This is a genomic window from Streptomyces sp. NPDC003038, from assembly GCF_040611115.1.
Lineage (GTDB): Bacteria > Actinomycetota > Actinomycetes > Streptomycetales > Streptomycetaceae > Streptomyces.
On the sequence record NZ_JBEXNN010000003.1, the window covers coordinates 1 to 17,377 of the forward strand.

Annotated in this window: 14 protein-coding genes; 7 read left to right on the top strand and 7 right to left on the bottom strand. The window is 70.6% G+C overall.

Translation table 11 applies throughout. The annotated features are described in order from the left end of the window. Positions 1-112: 112 nt before the first annotated feature. From panD to ABZX75_RS05100, 6 genes are all read right to left on the bottom strand, one after another. Entirely contained in the window at positions 113-574 is a 462-nt protein-coding gene (gene panD, locus ABZX75_RS05075; protein WP_355407964.1) for an aspartate 1-decarboxylase, read from the bottom strand. A gap of 338 nt (positions 575-912) precedes the next feature. Next, a complete protein-coding gene (locus ABZX75_RS05080; protein WP_355407966.1) occupies positions 913-2,190 on the bottom strand; it encodes an aminotransferase class I/II-fold pyridoxal phosphate-dependent enzyme in 1,278 nt (425 codons plus the stop codon). A gap of 45 nt (positions 2,191-2,235) precedes the next feature. Further along, complete coding sequence (locus tag ABZX75_RS05085; protein WP_355407968.1) at positions 2,236-2,733, bottom strand: hypothetical protein; 498 nt, start codon at positions 2,731-2,733, stop codon at positions 2,236-2,238. 5 nt (positions 2,734-2,738) lie between these two features. Beyond that, a complete protein-coding gene (locus tag ABZX75_RS05090) occupies positions 2,739-5,294 on the bottom strand; it encodes a penicillin acylase family protein (protein ID WP_355407970.1) in 2,556 nt (851 codons plus the stop codon). Between the two features lie 38 nt (positions 5,295-5,332). Further along, the gene (locus tag ABZX75_RS05095) at positions 5,333-6,742 is read right to left on the bottom strand and encodes an aldehyde dehydrogenase family protein (protein WP_355407972.1); all 1,410 of its coding nucleotides are present in this window, start codon (positions 6,740-6,742) and stop codon (positions 5,333-5,335) included. Further along, positions 6,739-6,984: an MbtH family protein gene (locus ABZX75_RS05100; RefSeq protein WP_355407974.1), complete on the bottom strand. Its 246-nt coding sequence runs from the start codon at positions 6,982-6,984 to the stop codon at positions 6,739-6,741. The genes ABZX75_RS05095 and ABZX75_RS05100 overlap by 4 nt, the downstream gene beginning before the upstream one ends. A gap of 93 nt (positions 6,985-7,077) precedes the next feature. Between ABZX75_RS05100 and ABZX75_RS05105 the strand changes: the two genes are divergently transcribed. Further along, positions 7,078-7,950 carry a polysaccharide deacetylase gene (locus ABZX75_RS05105; protein WP_355407976.1) on the top strand — a complete coding sequence of 291 codons (873 nt, stop codon included), beginning with the start codon at positions 7,078-7,080 and terminating at the stop codon, positions 7,948-7,950. Positions 7,951-7,970: 20 nt separating this feature from the next. Here ABZX75_RS05105 and ABZX75_RS05110 read toward each other — a convergent pair whose 3' ends face one another. Further along, the gene (locus ABZX75_RS05110; protein ID WP_355407978.1) at positions 7,971-8,672 is read right to left on the bottom strand and encodes an amino acid racemase; all 702 of its coding nucleotides are present in this window, start codon (positions 8,670-8,672) and stop codon (positions 7,971-7,973) included. A gap of 533 nt (positions 8,673-9,205) precedes the next feature. On the opposite strand from ABZX75_RS05110, the gene ABZX75_RS05115 reads away from it, so the two are divergent. From ABZX75_RS05115 to ABZX75_RS05140, 6 genes are all read left to right on the top strand, one after another. Beyond that, a complete protein-coding gene (locus tag ABZX75_RS05115; RefSeq protein WP_355407980.1) occupies positions 9,206-9,520 on the top strand; it encodes a phosphopantetheine-binding protein in 315 nt (104 codons plus the stop codon). Between the two features lie 349 nt (positions 9,521-9,869). Continuing rightward, entirely contained in the window at positions 9,870-10,829 is a 960-nt protein-coding gene (locus tag ABZX75_RS05120) for a fatty acid desaturase (protein ID WP_355407982.1), read from the top strand. Beyond that, positions 10,819-12,189 carry a condensation domain-containing protein gene (locus tag ABZX75_RS05125; RefSeq protein WP_355407984.1) on the top strand — a complete coding sequence of 457 codons (1,371 nt, stop codon included), beginning with the start codon at positions 10,819-10,821 and terminating at the stop codon, positions 12,187-12,189. The genes ABZX75_RS05120 and ABZX75_RS05125 overlap by 11 nt, the downstream gene beginning before the upstream one ends. After that, complete coding sequence (locus ABZX75_RS05130) at positions 12,179-13,585, top strand: condensation domain-containing protein (protein ID WP_355407986.1); 1,407 nt, start codon at positions 12,179-12,181, stop codon at positions 13,583-13,585. The genes ABZX75_RS05125 and ABZX75_RS05130 overlap by 11 nt, the downstream gene beginning before the upstream one ends. A gap of 2 nt (positions 13,586-13,587) precedes the next feature. Further along, complete coding sequence (asnB, locus tag ABZX75_RS05135; RefSeq protein ID WP_355407988.1) at positions 13,588-15,441, top strand: asparagine synthase (glutamine-hydrolyzing); 1,854 nt, start codon at positions 13,588-13,590, stop codon at positions 15,439-15,441. A gap of 43 nt (positions 15,442-15,484) precedes the next feature. Beyond that, positions 15,485-17,377 carry a non-ribosomal peptide synthetase gene (locus tag ABZX75_RS05140; protein ID WP_355407990.1) on the top strand — a complete coding sequence of 631 codons (1,893 nt, stop codon included), beginning with the start codon at positions 15,485-15,487 and terminating at the stop codon, positions 17,375-17,377.

The window sequence follows — 17,377 nt, forward strand, 5'->3', positions numbered from 1 at the left end:
GGAGCGTCCTTGTACTGGACGTACTGGGGCGCTTCCGACAACGCAGCGAGGTGCGGTGCCGGGCAGCGCGGGCCCGGCAAGATCCGAAAGAGACGGCCTAGGCCCGGCCCCGTCACCGCAGCGCGGAGCCGGTGCCCAGCTGCGCCTCGGCCGCTGCCACCGCCACGGCGTGGGGGCTGCGTTCCTGGTCGGTTCCCGGCACCGGGGCGGACGGATCCGCACCCAGTTCGACGATCCGATTGTCGCCGTCGACGTGCACGACGCGGGGCTTGAACACCCGGGCCTCGGCATCCTCGACCTGCGCGTAGCTGATGAGGATCACCAGGTCGCCGGGGTGCACGAGATGCGCGGCGGCCCCGTTGATCCCGATGACCCCGGACCCGCGCTCCCCCTCGATGACGTACGTCTCCAGGCGCGCACCGTTGGTGATGTCCACGATGTGGACGAGCTCCCCGGGCAGCAGATCCGCGGCGTCCAGCAGATCGGCGTCGACGGTCACGGAGCCGACGTAGTGCAGATCGGCCTGGGTCACCGTGGCCCGATGGATCTTGGACTTGAACATGGTGCGCAGCATGAGGAAACTCCCGATTTGTCTGCTCCCTGCCTGCTTCCCGCAGGTCAAGGGCGGTCTCCGCAGACTACAACGATTCGCAAGTTCGGTCAGCTCTCCCCAGGTCTTTCAGGACTCATGCTGACCTGCTGCTGACTTTTCCGACGCACCATCAGGGCAGTGCAGCACCCCTCCCGCGCCCCGGCTCCCTGCCCCGGCGACGACCAGTCGAGACGTACCCGAGGGCGGAAGTCGGCGCCGGGACCTCGACCGCACCGGCAGGAACAAGGAGCCGACGACAAGACGGATCACTACCCCCGACAGCAGGTTCCGAGACTTCGGTACCTGCTGCCGGGGCGATCTCAGCTTCCGCCGCACATCTCGCGGAGGGTCTCGGCGATCAGTACGCTGCCCCGCGCCAGCACCGACAGGTCGGGGCTGAGACTGACGCGGAAGCACTGGGTGCGGTGGGCTCCCGATCCCTGGGAAGGCGCCGCCGGTTCGTCCACGAAGAAGTGCCGGCCGGGGACGATGAACACCCTCTTGCGCTTGAGTCGCTCGTACAACTCCCTGTCGTCGAAGCGGCTGTCGTTGATCCAGAACCAGCAGAACATGCCGCCGTCCCCGGAGTGCATCCGCCAGTCCACGCCGTCCGGCATGAGCTCGAGGAACATCTTCTCCGCCATCAGCCGCCGCTCACGGTAGAAGGGGCTGATGACCTCGGAGACGAGCGCGTCCAGCCGGCCCGTCGACAGTGAGCGCGCGATAACCGTCTGTGCGAGCTGGGGCGCGTGCAGGGCGGAGTTCGCGAGGAACGACACCATGGGGCTGATGTAGTGCTCCGCGCCGATGGCGAAGGCCACCCGCTCGCCGGGCAGTCCCGCCTTGGACATGGTGAAGCAGTTGATGACGTGCTCATGCCAGGTCGGTGATACTTGGGTGAGGCCGATCCGGGGGAAGGGCTCGCCGTACGCGTGGTCGAGCAGGAGCGGCACATCCCTCCGGGCGGCGAGGCCCGTCAGGAAGTCCAGCTCTGCGGCGTCGACGGTGCGGCCGGTGGGATTGCCGGGGCTGGACAGCAGCAGCATGCCGATGTCGTCCTGACGCTCCAGGGCCGGGAAGTCGAAGGAGTAACGGAAGAAGTTGCCCTCCTCCGCCACCGGTTGCGCCGGCACCCCGGTGATGCCTCCGGGGTGCATGGCCAGCCCCTGGTATCCCGTGTAGTCGGGTGCCATCGGCAGTACGACCTTGCTCAGGCGGCTTCCCGGCGGCTCCCCCGGCCCCGAGAACAGCGCTGCCGCGATGAAGCAGAGCATCTGGCTCCCGGGGCCGACCACGACGTTCGACGGTGATATCCCCCACCCGTAGCGGTCGTTGAAGTAATCGGTGATCGCCTGCACGAGCACCGGCGCCCCGCGGGATGGCCCGTACAGGCAGCTGGCGGAGGCGAAGTCCTCGGCGAGCGCCTGCTCGGTCAGGCTCCGCCATTCCGCGATGGCCTGCGGGATCGGGGCCGGGTTGCCGATCCCCAGGTTCAGCCAGTCCGCCGGACCCGAAGCCGTGCTGACCGCGATGTCTTCCATGATGTTGCGCAGGCCCGAGAGCGTGGCCATCTTGCTGCCGATGAGGGACAGCGCCATCTCGTGGTTCCCTTCTGCCGTGGGGGGGGTGACCGACTGCGGCGATCAGATCGTGGTGGCGGCCTGGGCGGGCGTCGCACGGCTTTGGCGCCTGGGGACGACCGTGCGTCCGAACCAGACGCCGGCCAGCGCCTGGACCACAGCGACCAGGAAGGTCAGTCCGAACGCCACCGCGGCCAGCGGCGGCAGGCCCGCGAGGGCGGCGGTCGTACGGGCCACCTCCCCCACCGGCGCTCCGCCCAGGGCCTGCACACCCAGCGGCAGCGCCCAGCCGAGTGCCGCCGCGCACGACGCGACGAGGTAGCCGCGCGGGCGCCCACCGGCCGTGAACGTGGACACGACGCCGGTCACGGCGCCCACCAGGAACGGCAGGAACCACATCGCGGCCAGGGTGCCCAGCCAGACGAGGGCGGCGCCGCCGAGGATCGTCACGGCTCCCCTCAGGGCCCGCCGACGTGTGACCGGGGCGGGAGAAGCGGTGAATTCCGCTTGCTCCGACACGGTCCGCGCGCCTGGGTCGTGCGGGGTCTCGGTCGTGGTCATGTCGGTCACCTTTCCGCCCGGAGCGTCCACTGGATGTCCCCGCTGCCCTGCTCGTCGGCGGTGCGCAGCGGCCGGAGCTCGCCCTTCCACCAGTACGGGGCGAGGTTCTTGTACCAGGGCGACGCGGGATGGTCGCTCTGGCCGCCCGGGTAGACCGCGCGGGCGTCGGCCGTACCGGAGGCGCTCCAGCCGACCACCATCCGCAGGCTCGGGCCGTAGTCGGACGTCAGGCCGTTCTCGGCGACGTTCACCGTCCACGGACTACCGCCGGCGGGGTAGGGCCCGTCTCCCAGCGCGGGTGCTCCCGTCAGGGACGGAATGACCCGCTCGTGGATCCGGCCCCAAGTCCAGCCGGCGGGGTCCTTGCCGAGACGTCCGTCGAGGAAGGCGACGGCACCGGTGAAGGCGGCCCGCATGGCATCGGTGGAGGTCCGGGCCGGCTTGCCCGGCGGCGTGAAGGCCGCGTTGCCGGGGTCGGTCAGGGTCCACTTCTCCAGGTTCTGCATGAGCGCGACGGGGGTGCGCAGCAGGTCCAGGCCGGCCGGGTCCGTCTCGACCGGGACCTTGGCGGAGTCCCACCAGGGTTGGAAGACCTCGGAGACGTACCCGCCGTAGAAGGCGAACCAGACGGCCGCCGCCGGGGATTGGGCGTCCATGGAGGCGTTCCACTCGGTGAGCAGCTTGCGGGCGGCCTCCTGCTGGGGGGTGAGCTCGGCGCCCTTGAGGGCTTCGAGCAGCTTGGGCAGCATGCGCTGGGCCAGCTCGTCGGTGACGTCGTTCTGAAGCTTCGAGAAGGCGTCCACCGTGTGCGTCTCGGCCTTGGTGAGCTCGCCGAGGATGCGGTTGGTGCGGTAGCCGGTGTCGAAGCTCGAGGCGGGGCCGATGTAGTACGGGTAGTCCGCGCCGACGGGCCGCTGGTTGGCGGTGACCAGGAGGTGCGACGGGGGGTTGTAGACCTGGGGGACCGCGTCGAAGGGGATGGTGCCGACGACGTCCGACTCGCCGGTGCCGGGGAGCGGGCCCCGGGCGTCGCCCTGGGCGATCTGCGGGTAGGCACCCGGCGCGATCACGCCGATGTTGCCCTTGCGGTCGGCGTACGCGAAGTTCTGGGCGGGGGCCTGCCAGTCACGCAGGGCGTTGCGGAAGCCGTTCCAGTCGCTCGCGGTGTTCAGGTTCAGCAGGGCGGTGAGGTTCTGGGAGGGCCGGTTGCCCATCCACTCGACGGCGGTGGTCTCGCCCTTCTTCGTGAGCAGGGGGCCGTGGACCGTCAGGTCCACCTCGATGGGGACGGGGGCGCCGCCACGGACCGGAACGGTGTACTTGATCTTCTGAACCGGGTGCCAGGCCCCCTTCCAGAAGTACGCGTCCTCGTGCTCCGGGTCGGTCTTCTCGCGGTAGAAGAAGGTGGACTGGTTCTGAACGGCCGTCAGCGACCAGGAGATGTCGGCGTTCCGGCCGATGAGGATGGCCGGCATGCCGGGCAGGCTCGATCCGCTGACGTCGTAGCCGGGGGACTTCAGCGACATCTGGTACCAGTACGAGGGCAGCGACAGCTTCAGGTGCGGGTCGCCCGCGAGGAGCGCGCCGTCGCCGGCCTTGGGGCCGTTGGCCACCCATGCGTTGCTGTTCGGGTACAGGTGCCGTGTGGTGTCGGGGAGTCCGGCCATGCTCGTGAGGATGGCGGTCGCGGCCTCGGCGGACGCCTTGCCGGTCTCTGCCACCGCGGGGGTCGCCGAGGTCGCGGGGGCGGTGGGAGCGGCCGGGGCCGCGGGCGAGCCGTCGGCGCGCGTTCCGGTGTGGCCCCCGGCTTCGGCGGCGTTGGCGTTCGGGCTGGGCAGCGGCGCGATACCGAGGTTCTGGTACGGGCCCGGCGCGTACGGGTGCTGCTCGTTGGCCGGCAGCACCGGGAACCACTCCGAGGCCCGTTCGGCGCCGAGGGAGCTGCTGAGCAGTGCGTAGGTCAGCGGCCGGGAGTCGAAGCTGAGCGTCTGGGTGAGCACGCCTTGGACGGTCAGGCTGTCCACCGGTGACCAGCGTTCGGGCCGCACTCCGGTCAGGCCGTAGACGGTGGGCCACTGTCCGTTGGCCTCGAGCTCGTCCAGCCGGGCGTTGACGCCTGCCGCGTAGGCGGTGAGCGCCTTCGCCGCCTTGCCGTCGCGTGGAGTGGCCGCCCACGTGGCCTCGGCGGTACGCCGGATGCCGAGGGACAGCTCGAAGACGTCCGAATCGATTCCGGAGGGGCCGTTGAGTTCGGCGAGCCGGCCTGCGCCGAGCCGGCGCTGCACGTCCATCTGGACGAGGCGGAAGCGCGCGGCGAGGTAGCCCTGCGCCACGAACAGGTCGTCGTCCGAGGAGGCCCGTACCGAAGCGACGCCGTCCGAAGTGAACGAGACGTCCACGGGCTTCGACAGCCCGGGGATGTGAAGCCGCTCGTTGCCGGGGGTGCGGGCGTCCTCGGCGGACTGCCAGACGCCGCCGCCGGGCGACAGCGCCTTGCCGAGGGCCGGCACCGGCCCGAAACCGGCCCCGAAGACGAACAGCGTGACGCCTGCGGTGCACACGGCACCCAGAATCCCGGCCGTGCGGCGGATCCCCGCTCTCATCGCTCCCCCTGTGAGGCACTGTTGCGGACCTTGATCCGGGTGTACTCCAGGAATCCCCAGTAGCCGTACTCGACGCCCAGGCCCGAGCAACGGGCACCGCCGAAGGGCACGTTGGGCCGCAGATCCCCGTGGGTGTTGATCCAGACCGTGCCGCTGTCCAGGAGCGGCGCCAGCTCCTGGGCAGCCTCTTCGGAGCCCCACAGGGAGGCGCCGAGGCCGTAAGGGGTGGCGTTGGCGCGGCGCACGGCCTCGGCCGGCTCGTCGTACGCGATGACCGGGATGACCGGGCCGAACTGTTCCTCCAGTTCGAGCTCCGTACCCTCGGGGAGCCCGGTGACCACGGTCGGGGGGTAGAAGTGGCCCGGACCGTCGAGCGGTGCACCGCCCGTGACCACGTGCGCCCCGCCCTTGACCGCGTCGTCGACGAGCCGGGCGACCCGCTCGAGCTGGGCGCGGCTGATGAGGGGGCCGAACACCGAGGCCGGGTCGCTCGCGGGGCCGACGACAGCGGCGTCCGCCAGGGCGGCGAGCGCCTCGGCGAGTGCACCGGCCTTCGCTCGCGGTACGTAGATCCGCTTGATCGCGGCGCAGAACTGGCCGCTGTTCACCATGGCGCCGTGGAAGAGCGCGGGCGCGATGGCCGCGACGTCCGCGTCGGGCAGGACGATCGCGGCGTCGTTGCCCCCGAGTTCGAGGACCACCGGGCGCAGGTGTCCGGCGGCCTGACGCGCGATGGCGCGGCCGGTCGCGACGGACCCGGTGAAGGAGATCATGTCGATGCCGGGGTGCGAGGTGAGGGCCTCGCCGAGCGCGTGGTCGCCGGCGACCACGTTGAGCACGCCGGGCGGCAGGCAGTCCCGGAGCACCTCCGCCATGCGCAGGGTGGAGAGCGGGGTCTCCGGAGAGGGCTTGAGCACCACCGTGTTGCCGGCGAGCAGCGCGGGCGCGAACTTACAGACGGACAGGATGATGGGGAAGTTGGACGGCGCGATCGCCGCCACGACCCCGTGCGGCACTCGCTCGAGGGTGATCGTGGCGCTGTCGTCGCCCAGTTCCTCCACGCCGAGGCGCAGGTCGGCGGTGTGGGAGAACCAGTCCGCCGACAGCTGGACTTCGGCGCGGGCGGCGGGCGCCGGCTTGCCCTGCTCGCTGCTCAACAGGGCGGCCACCTCGTCCAGGTGGGCGCCGAGGGCCGTACCGCAGGAGCGCAGGAGCTTCGCGCGCTCGTCGGCCGGCCGGCCGGCCCAGTCCGGGCCGGCCGCCGCGGCCGCCGCGACGGCCGCGTCGAGCTGCTCGGCGGAGCAGGCGGGCGCGTCGGCGAAGTGGCGGCCGGTTGCCGGATCCTCGACCGGCGTCAGGGCGGCGCCCGGCACGGCCTCGCCGGCGATCGTCAGGGAGAGGTTCATGATCCGGCCCCCGTGTCCGGGGCACCCGCAGACAGCTGCTCGCGCAGGCTGAGGGGGCGCATGTCCGTCCACACTTCTTCGATGTGGGCGAGGCACTCGTCCTTGGCGCCCTGCTTCCCCGCGTCGCGCCAGCCGGCCGGTATCTCCCGGTCCACCGGCCACACCGAATACTGTTCCTCGTCGTTTACCACGACTCGGAACTGTCCGTCGGTCGCCGCAATATCACTCACTGGATTTCCCATCTGAACGCGTCTTCCTTTTTCTTCGCGCATTGCTAGAGTATCGTCGGAAAGCCGCATGAACGGCCTTCCATTTCACCTGGAAAGGGTTTATCAGTGATAGAAGAGATCGAGGTTCCGACCGTCGACTGGCCGGAGCGGGCGCCGGTGGGCGACTGGTTGCAGGGGGCCTCCGCGGTCGTGGTCCTGAGCGTCGACGTCGACGCCGAGTCCCCCGTCCTCGCCCGGGGCGAGCACTACCTCAACCACCTGACGACCATGTCCCACCAGGCCTACGGACCCCGCGTGGGGGTGCCTCGGATCCTCGACCTGCTCGATCGCTACAGCCTTCCCGCCACTTTCTTCGTGCCCGGTGTGAGCGCCGAGCGGTGGCCCTCGGTCATGGAGACGGTGGCCGAGCGCGGACACGAGATAGCCATGCACGGATTCACCCACCGACACCCGGTCCACCTTTCCGAAAGCGAACAGCGCGAGGAGATCGAGCGCAGCCTCAAGACCTTTTCGAAGTTCGGGGTGGAGCCGGTCGGATATCGCGCCCCGAATTGGGAGATGACCCGCTTCACCCTCGATCTGCTCGGCGAATTCGGGGTGCGCTACGACTCCTCACTGATGGACGACGACCGCCCCTACGCGATGCGCACCGGCGGTTCGACCCTCGCGGAGCTGCCGGTGCAGTGGCTGCTGGACGACTGGGAGCAGTACGCCTTCCTGCCCGAGCCGAACATCGGGCAGCTGATCGAGGCGCCCTCCAAGGTGGTCGAGCTGTGGACCGCCGAGCTGGAGGCCATGCGCAGTTTCGGATCGCTGTGCATGCTGACCGTCCACCCCTTCCTCACCGGCCGGCCCTCGCGGCTGCACGCCTTGGAGCAGTTCATCCAGTTCGCGCTCTCCCGGGGTGACGTGCGGTTCGCCCGCGCCGACGAGCTGGCGGAACTGGTGCTGGCGGGCGGGTCGGCCGAACGGCCGTAGCCCGCTCCGCGGCGCACCGCTCAACTCCTCGCCCCGCCGGCCACCGTGGCCTGCGGGGTGTAGAGCATGTCCACGCACGCGGCGGCCAGGGCGGCGAGGCTGGAGACGGACCGCTCTTCAGGCAGCCCGGCGGCGGCGTAGGCGAGGGGAAGTTCGGTACAGGCACCCAGGACGGGAAGGTCGTGCCGCTCCCACAACCGGCGTATGGCAGCGGCCAGTACGGCCCCGGCCCGGTCCGGCCGCTTCGCCTTGACGAGTACGCCCGCCTCGTGGATGTCGCCCTGCTCGGGCTCTTCGGGGATCAGCAGCCGGTAGCCGAGGTCGGCCGCCCGCTTCTGGTAGATGCCGCTGAACACCGTGCCCGTGGTCGCCGCGAGCCAGCCGCCTTCCGGGTTGGCCCGCATGGCGGCGCGCAGGGTCGCATCGACGATGTGTACGACCGGCACCGCGATCTCGGGCACGATCCGGTCGATGAAGGCGTGCGCCGTATTGCACGGGACGGCGATGAAATCAGCGCCCCACGAAGCCAGTTGGGACATTCCGCTTCGCAGCGGGGGAACCGGCTCGTCGGTGCCGGCCAGAATGGCGCCGGTCCGCTCCGGGATACCGGGATCGGAGAGCATCACAATCCGCGGATGCTGCTGATCCGATTCAGCGGGGGCAGCGAGGGCGAGCAGGCGGAGGAACTCGGCGGTGGCCGCGGGGCCCATGCCGCCGAGCACTCCCAGTGTCCGCGGTGGCGCCGGCGCGCCCCTGCGGGCTGTCGGTTGATGGTCGACTCGTATCAAGGCACTGCCCCCTGCAGATCCCGGCCAAGGCGCGCGGAATCACGATGTCCAGCCCTATTGGGAATGCCCGGAGAAGACCACTCGTGGTCCCCGGCGCAGAATGTTTGAAGAGCGCTCCTGATTGATCGCCAGGTCGCGTGGGACCGGCAGGGAGCGCGTCGATTACCGAGCTTGCAAAAGAATTGAAAACTGCTTGAGCCCCCGACGCTGCCGTGACAGTACCACAGCGTCCGACCCTCGCAACCGAGGCGCGCCCAGCACCACCCGCCCTCGTCTTCGCAGGCCAGGGGCGAGACGCAACCGGGGACCTCGGAACCTTGCAAACCGGCTCGACAGCATGTTTGGATACGGGGGTTGCTCCAACTGTAAGGCGCCAACCGGTCGACGGGCGTGTCGAAATGACCATCCACGCACGTCCCGGCTCTTCCGTTGACACTCATTCACATTACGGGGGGATCCGTATGGGCATGGACAGCAGCACTACACCGCACGACACGACCGCGTACGCGGCGGAGTTGCCGGCGGTAACCGCCGTCGTGGCGGACATCTGGGCCGACGTACTCGAAATCGAGCCCGGCCTCATCGACGCCGAGACCAGCGACTTCTTCGAACTCGGCGGCTACTCCCTGCTCGCGCTCCAGAGCATCGGGCGACTCCTCGCCGCGCACGGCATCGACCAGGACTCCGCCCTCGAGCTCGAGGGCCTGCTGCTCAACCAGCTGTTCGAGCAGCCGACGGCCTCCGCCCAGGCGGCGTGCCTCGTCGCCAACCTTCCGCGGTAGCGGGCCCGCTCTCCGACGCATTCCGCTTCCGCCGACCCCTCTTCTCCCCAACTCCCGGGTAACAAACGGCTGTTGACCCATCACAGGCTCATCACGCGAGTCGGTCCGCAGACGTCTGCCGGCGGTCGCAGCCGACCGCGGGTCCCGGGACATCCAGTGCGGTCCCTCGACGCTTCCGCACGCCCTCGACGCGTTCGACGCCTCTTCATCCACGCGCACGCCCTCCCCCACCCTCGGGGCCGACGGGCGCCACTTCCAAACTTCGTGCCTCATCCACACTGAGGTCGCTGACGCCTGCCCCGGCTGCTGCAGCGACCTCGCAGGAGGCTGCCACAGGGGAAGGTGCCACATGACTTCCGACGCAAGCACAGCGTCGCCGCAGGACCTGTTCCGGCGGGCTAAGGTCACCGCCGCCGACGAGCGGACCTTTATCTTCAAACTCCTTGTCGCATACGCCATTTGGGTGCTCGGCGCGGCGCTCGCGCTGCTGGCCGGACCGTGGCCGCTGCGCGTGCTCGGCGTCGTACTGATCGGCGCGATGTACGCACACTGGCTGGAGCTTCAGCACCAGTGCCTGCACCACTCGGCATTCCGGCGCGCCCGCTGGCACCGGATCGCCGGCGTCCCCCTGGGCGTTCCCATGCTGGTTTCGTACAGCCACTACCGCGTCCGGCACCTGCAACACCACCGCTACCTGGGCACCGATCAGGACTCGGAGTTCTTCGGCTTCGACTCGCGTCAGCCCGTCACCTGGGGGGCCCTGGTCCGCGAGGCCCTGGCCTTCGGCCGGCTGGGCGGTGCGGCCGCGGACATCGTGCGCGCCTGGACCGGCTCCTGGACGTACGACACCGGGCAGATCGCCGAGGCCCGCAAGCGCGAAGTGGTCGCCGAATACAAGCTGTTCGCGCTGCCGATCCTGGCGGCCGTCGCGCTCATCGCGCTCGGCCAGGGCGAACTGGTGGTGTGGGTATGGCTGCTTCCCCTGCTGGTCGCGGTACCCCTGCACTTCCTGGTCGAACTGCCCGAGCACATCATGTGCGACAACACGAGCACCGACGTGCTGCGCAACACCCGTTCGATCACCGGCAGTTGGTTCAGCACCTGGTACACCAACGGCAACAACCTGCACATCGAGCACCACGCGGCCATGGTCGTCCCGATCAACCAGCTCCGCGAGCGCCACGATCTGACGCTGTCGTACGCGAAGCACACCTCCCCCAGCTATCCGCAGTTCTTCCGCGCCATTGCCCGGGAGGCCGCCGCCAACGGCCGAACGGCCCGGGCCCAGGGCGGCGCGCGTGCCGAATAGCACCACCCTCAACGGTGTCCGGCACCCACTGACCCCCGGGCAGCTGGGCATGTGGTTCCTCGAGCGGATGTCGGGATCCCCCGTCTACGTCGACCCGATGACCTTCCGGCTCACCGGCACGCTCGACGTCGGGGCCATGACGCGTGCGCTCGCGCAGCTGCGCGGGCGCCACGAAGCGCTCCGCAGCACCTTCCCGGTCGTCGACGGCGCTCCGGTGCAGGAGATCGGCGCCGACACCCTCCTCGACGTACCGGTGGTCTCTCTCGCCCACCTGCCGCAGGCGGAGCGCGAGAGCGAGCTGGCGGCGCTGCTCGAGAGCGACGTACGGCGGCGCTTCGACCTCGCCCAGGGGCCGACCATGCGCGCCCTCGTGGTCACCCTGTCCCCCACCGAGCACGTCCTGCGGATCACCCTGCACCACATCGTCTCGGACGCCTGGTCGTGGTGGAACGTCCTGCTCCCGGAACTGGCCTCGCTGTACGCGGCCGAGCTGGACGGCGGACCGGCCGGGCTGGAGCCGCCGACGGCGCAGTTCTCCGACTTCGTGCACTGGCAGCGCTCCTGGGCCGAAAGCGCGGGCGCAAAGCGGCAGTTGGACTACTGGAAGCAGCAGCTGGCCGGTCTGGAACCGCTCCCCGCCCTCGCCCCCGCAGCCACCCCGGACACCCGGCCTGCCGGCACCGGTCGGGCCGTCGCGACCCAGTGGACGACCTTCCCCCGCCCCGTCCACCGTGCACTGCAAGAGGTGGGGCGGCGCGAGCGGGTGACCCCGTTCATGCTGCTCCTCGCCGCCTTCACCGTCGTGCTGCACCGTGCCAGCGGAGCCAGCGACATCGCCGTCGGCACCAGGGCGGCCCTGCGCAGCAGGCCGGAGTTCGAGTCCGCGGCGGGCTTCTTCGTCAACCTGCTCGTGGTCCGCACCGACGTGTCCCGCGCGGCCACCTTCCGTGATCTGCTGGGACTGGTGCGCCGTAGCTCGCTCGGTGCGTACGCCCACCGCGAGCTGCCCTTCGAGCGCATCGTGGAGGAGCTGCGGCCGCGGCGCCGGGCAGGCTTCCAGTCCCTGGTGAACGTGCTGTTCTCACACCAGAGCACCCCCGAAGTGCCCCCCGCCTTCCCCGGCCTCACCGCCGGCCTGCTCAACCACGACCCGCACACGCTCTACGACCTCGACCTCGTCTTCTACGAGGATGACGGAGACCTGCGCGCGCTGCTCAGCCACGATCTGACGCGCTGCACCGAGCAGACGGCGACCGCCCTGCTCGCGGAGATCACCGACGTGCTCGTTGCCGTCGCGGAAGATCCCGGCACCGCCTTGGACACTCTTCTGGCAACGGCAAGGAAGCACCATGACGGATAGTTCCGAGTGGGGCCACGACCCGCGCGGCGGCGCCCCCCTGTCGGTCACCCAGGAGCAGCTGTGGCTGCTGGACCGCGTGGACCCGGGGAACGCCTCGTACAACTCCCCCATGATGTGGCGCCTCGACGGCCGGCTCGACGCCGCGCTGCTGACCCGGGCCCTGGAGACGGTCGTCCGTCGGCAGGAGATGCTGCGGGCGTACGTGGTGAGCGCCGACGGGGTGCCCCACCAGGTGGTGGCCGACGAGGTGCCGCTGCCGCTGGAGGTCACCGATCTGACGCACCTGCCGGAGGCGGAGCGCGAGGCAGAGGCGGAGCGGGTCCTCGCCGAGGCCGTGCACCGCCCCTTCGACCTCGGGCGGCCTCCGCTCTTCCGGGTGGCGCTGATCAGCACCGGCCCCGAGCGGCACATCATGGCCCTGGTCATCCACCACATCGTCTCCGACGGCTGGTCGCTCCAGGTGCTGCTGCAGGAGGTGGCTGACCTGTACGCCGGGTTCGTGACCGGCACCGAGGTCACCCTGCCGCCGCTCACGGCGCAGTTCACCGACTACGCCCGGATGCAGCGGGAGCGCCTCGCCGGACCGCGCGGCGAGGCACTGGCGGCGTACTGGACCCGGCAGCTCGCGGGCGCGCCCGTCGACCTGGGCCTGCCCACCGACCGGCCGCGTCCGGCGGTGGCCGGCTTCGCCGGCGACCGGTACGTCTTCCAGGTGCCCGAGGCCCTGCGCGCGGAGCTGGTCACGCTCGCCCGCGCCAACAAGGCCAGCCTGTTCATGGTCACCCTCGCCGGCTTCGTGTCCCTCCTCTCCCGGCTCACCGGCCGCCAGGACCTGCTGGTGGGCACGCCCGTCGGCAACCGGGACAAGCCCGAATGGGGCCCGCTGGTCGGCTACTTCGCCGACACCCTCGTCATCCGCGGCGACGTCGGCGGCGATCCGTCCTTCCGCGAGCTGCTCAGCCGCACCCGTGCCACGACCCTGGCGGGTTTCGTGCACCGGGACCTGCCGTTCCGGGCGCTGGTGGAGAAGCTCCAGCCGGAGCGGGCGGCCAACCGCAACCCGCTGTTCCAGGTGATGTTCATCCTCCAGAACATCCCTGCGCGGCGCCGCCGGGCCGAGATGCCGGGCGTGACCATGACACGGCTGGACGACGTGCGGTCGACCTCGATCTTCGACATCCGCTTCGACCTCTTCGAGTTCGAGGACGAGCTGCGCGGCCAGCTGGAGTACAGCACGCAGCTCTTCGACCGCGCCACGATCGAGCGGATCGCCGCGCAGTACCTGGCCCTGCTCACGGACGCCTGCGCCGACCCGGACCGCCCGGTCTCTGCGCTCTCCCTGGGCGAGGCGTACGCCGGTGCCGCCGGTTTCAACGACGATCTCGAGGAGGTCTGACCATGTGCGGCATCACCGGATACGTGAACCTGCCGGGCGCGGCCGTCGAGGACGACGGCGTGCTCGACCGGATGACCGCGACCCTGCTTCACCGCGGCCCCGACTCCGGCGGCCGGTACGTGCGCGACGGCGTGGCCATGGGCTTCCGCCGGCTCAGCATCGTGGGCCTCGAAGGCGGCGAGCAGCCGATCCTCAACGAGGACGGCTCGATCGCCATGGTCTGCAACGGCGAGATCTTCAACCACCGCGAGCTGCGGTCCGAACTGGAGTCCAAGGGCCACCGGTTCACCACAAGTACGGACGTCGAAGTCCTGGTCCACCTCTACGAGGAGCACGGAACCGGTCTCCTGGAGCGGCTGAACGGCCAGTTCGCCTTCGCGATCCACGACAGCCGGCGGCGGCGGCTCTTCCTCGCCCGGGACCAGATGGGCATCCTGCCCCTGTACTACGCGCAGCCGGCGGGGCAGTTCGTCTTCGGCTCCGAGATCAAGGCGGTCATCGAGCACCCCGCGGTCGCCCGGCGGCCCGACCTGACCGGCCTCGACCAGGTCCTCACCTTTCCGGGCACGGTCGGCGCGCGCACCCTGTTCCAGGGGGTCAGCAGCCTGGAGAACGGCCACTACCTCCTGGTGGAGGACGGCAAGGTCCGCACGGCCAAGTACTGGGACCTGGACTACCCGCTCGACGGCGAGGAGACGGGCGGCCACCCGGACGCGTACTACATCGACACGCTGCGGGATCTCTTGGAGCAGTCGGTCCGCAGGCGGCTCCAGGCGGACGTGCCGGTCGGCTACTACCTGAGCGGCGGCCTGGACTCCTCCCTGATCGGCGCGCTCGTGCACCGCGTCGGCACCGGCACGACCCCTCGGTCGTTCTCCATCTCCTTCGCCGACCGGGGCATCGACGAGTCCCGTTTCCAGCGGCTGATGGCGCGCCACCTCGGGTCCGACCACCACGAGACGGCCTTCCGCCCCGCGGACATCGCAGGCGACCTGCGACGGATGGTGTGGCACGCCGAGTGCCCGGTCAAGGAGACGTACAACACGTGCTCCATGGCCCTGTCGGCCTCGGTCCGGGAGTCCGGGACCCGGGTGATCCTGACCGGCGAGGGCGCCGACGAACTGTTCGCCGGCTACCTCGGCTACCGTTTCGACCTCGGCGGGCGGCGGGCCGCGGGCGACCCGTTCGAGGACGACCTGCGCCGTCTGATGTGGGGCGATCCCCACCTCTTCTACGAGCGCGACTACCACGCCTGGCGCGAATCGAAGCTCGACCTCTACGCGCCGGACGTCCGCGACTCCTTCGCCGGCATCGACTGCCTGGCGGAGCCGGTCGTCGACCCGGAGATGCTGCGCGGACGCCATCCGGTGCACCAGCGCTCGTACCTCGACTTCAAGCTGCGGCTCACCGACCACCTGCTCTCCGACCACGGGGACCGGATGGCGCTGGCCCACTCGGTCGAGGCGCGCTACCCCTTCCTGGACCCCGACCTGGTGCGCTTCGCGACCACGGTCCCGCCCCGCCTCAAGGTGACCGAGCGCACCGAGAAGTACGCGCTCAAGGAGGTCGCGCGGGGGCTCGTACCGGACGAGATCATCCACCGCGAGAAGTTCGGCTTTCGCGCCCAGGGCAGCCCGGCGCTGCTGCGCGAGGGGGTCGACTGGGTGGAGGACCTGCTGTCCTACGACCTGATCAAGCGGCAGGGGTACTTCGACCCGGACGTGGTCGAGCTCCTCAAGAAGCAGTATCGGCAACCCGGTTACGAGGTCCACCCGCACCTCGGGGACGACCTCCTGCTGACCGTGCTGACCTTCGGCGTACTGCTCGACACCTTTTCACTTCCCGACAACGCATGAACCCCGGGGCGCCGTACCCGCCCCAATCGATGGAGGAAGCTCGATGGCCTTCCAGGCAGTCCACGGTCTCGTACAGCAGACCGCCCAGCGCTTTCCCGAGCAGGTCGCGATCGAGTGCCCGCAGGGACAGCTGACGTACGCGGAGCTCGACGCCCGTGCCGACGAACTCGCGGTCGCCCTGCGGGCGTCCGGCGCGGGGGTCGGCTGCGTGGTGCCGGTCCTGGCGGACGACCGGCGCGAGCTGGTCGTCGCGGTCCTCGCCGTGCTGAAGGCCGGCGGCGTCTTCGTGCCCGTCGACCTGTCGGCGCCCCGGCTGCGGCTGCGCACCATGCTGACCGCGACCGCGCCCGAGTGGGTGATCGTCGGTACGTCCGCCGCCGACCGGGCCGGGGAGATCCTCGACGAGGCGCTGCCGCTGGCCCGGCGGGTCGGGCTGGACCTGTCGGCCGAGCCGGCCGGCGAGGCCCCGGAGCGCATCCACCAGCCCGACCCGGACGACGCCGCGTACATCTTCTTCACCTCCGGCTCGACCGGGCAGCCCAAGGCCATCGTCGGCCGGATGCAGGGCATCGACCACTTCGTCCGCTGGGAGAGCGGACTGCTGGGTGTGGAGCCGGGGTGGCGGGTGGCCCAGCTCGCCTCGCCCGCCTTCGACGCGATCCTGCGCGACCTGTTCGTACCGCTGACCACCGGCGGTACCGTGTGCGTCCCGCCGGCGGGCCTGACCCTCGACGGACCGGCCCTGGCCCGCTGGATCGACACCGAGCGGATCGACCTCGTCCACACCGTGCCGACCGTCTTCCGCGGCCTGCTGCCCACGATCGCCGCGCCCGGCGGCCCGGAGCTCGCGTCGCTGCGCTGCATGGCGCTGGCCGGCGAGCCGCTGGCGCCGAGCGACGCGGCCCAGTGGTTCGAGCGGTACGGCGAGCGCATCGCCCTCCTGAACCTGTACGGCCCGAGCGAGACCACCATGACGAAGACCTTCCACTTCGTCACCCCCGCGGACACCGAGCGGGCGAGCATCCCGATCGGCAAGGCCATGCCCGGCGCCCGCGTCGTCCTCCTCGACGGCCGCAACCAGCCCTGCGCGCCCGGCGCCGTCGGTGAGATCCACATCCGCACGCCGTACATGTCGCTCGGCTATTTCCACCAGCCCGACGCCACCCGCGCCGCGTTCATCCCCAACCCGCTCGGCGACGACCCCGAGGACTTCGTCTACCGCACGGGCGACTTCGCCCGGACGCTCGCGGACGGCAGCCTGGAGTACGTCGGCCGACGGGACCAGCAGGTCAAGCTCGGCGGCGTACGCGTCGAGCTCGGCGAGGTCGAGCACCTTCTGCGCGGCCACCACGCGGTCCGCGACACGGCCGTGGTCGTGGTACCGGACGAGGCGGGACATCCGCTCTACCTGTGCGCGTTCGTCGAAACGGCGCAGCCCGTGGCACCGGAGGAGCTGCGCGCCCACCTCGCGCCCCGGCTGCCCGACGGCCACGTCCCGCAGGTGTTCGTCCCCGTGGACCAGCTGCCCCGCACCATCAGCGGCAAGGTGGACCGGCGTGCGCTGCCCGCTCCGCTGCCCGCGCAGCAGGAGGCGGCCCAGGACCACGTCGCCCCCCGCACCGCCACCGAGGAATCCCTCGCGGCGATCTGGGCGGGACTGCTCCCGGTCGCCCATCCCGGCGTCCGGCACGACTTCTTCGCCATCGGCGGCCACTCACTGCTGGTGATGAGGCTCCTCGCGGCGGTCACCGCCGAGTTCGGGGTGGAGGTCCACCTCCAGACGTTCCTGGCCGCGCCCACCATCGAAGCGCTCGCCCTCGAGATCGAGGACGCGCTGCTGGCCGGCGGCTCGGACCTCGACGACCTGCTCGCCGACCTCGACGACGTGACCGAGGACGACGCCGAGCGACTGCTGACCCAGAACGGCGGCAACTGA

What these genes read in the sequence shown, in the direction of transcription:
- panD (WP_355407964.1), bottom strand. Translation starts at nt 574, where the DNA reads ATGCTGCGCACCATGTTCAAGTCCAAGATCCATCGGGCCACGGTGACC.
- ABZX75_RS05080 (WP_355407966.1), bottom strand. Translation starts at nt 2,190, where the DNA reads ATGGCGCTGTCCCTCATCGGCAGCAAGATGGCCACGCTCTCGGGCCTG.
- ABZX75_RS05085 (WP_355407968.1), bottom strand. Translation starts at nt 2,733, where the DNA reads ATGACCACGACCGAGACCCCGCACGACCCAGGCGCGCGGACCGTGTCG.
- ABZX75_RS05095 (WP_355407972.1), bottom strand. Translation starts at nt 6,742, where the DNA reads ATGAACCTCTCCCTGACGATCGCCGGCGAGGCCGTGCCGGGCGCCGCC.
- ABZX75_RS05100 (WP_355407974.1), bottom strand. Translation starts at nt 6,984, where the DNA reads ATGGGAAATCCAGTGAGTGATATTGCGGCGACCGACGGACAGTTCCGA.
- ABZX75_RS05115 (WP_355407980.1), top strand. Translation starts at nt 9,206, where the DNA reads ATGGACAGCAGCACTACACCGCACGACACGACCGCGTACGCGGCGGAG.
- ABZX75_RS05120 (WP_355407982.1), top strand. Translation starts at nt 9,870, where the DNA reads ATGACTTCCGACGCAAGCACAGCGTCGCCGCAGGACCTGTTCCGGCGG.
- ABZX75_RS05130 (WP_355407986.1), top strand. Translation starts at nt 12,179, where the DNA reads ATGACGGATAGTTCCGAGTGGGGCCACGACCCGCGCGGCGGCGCCCCC.
- asnB (WP_355407988.1), top strand. Translation starts at nt 13,588, where the DNA reads ATGTGCGGCATCACCGGATACGTGAACCTGCCGGGCGCGGCCGTCGAG.
- ABZX75_RS05140 (WP_355407990.1), top strand. Translation starts at nt 15,485, where the DNA reads ATGGCCTTCCAGGCAGTCCACGGTCTCGTACAGCAGACCGCCCAGCGC.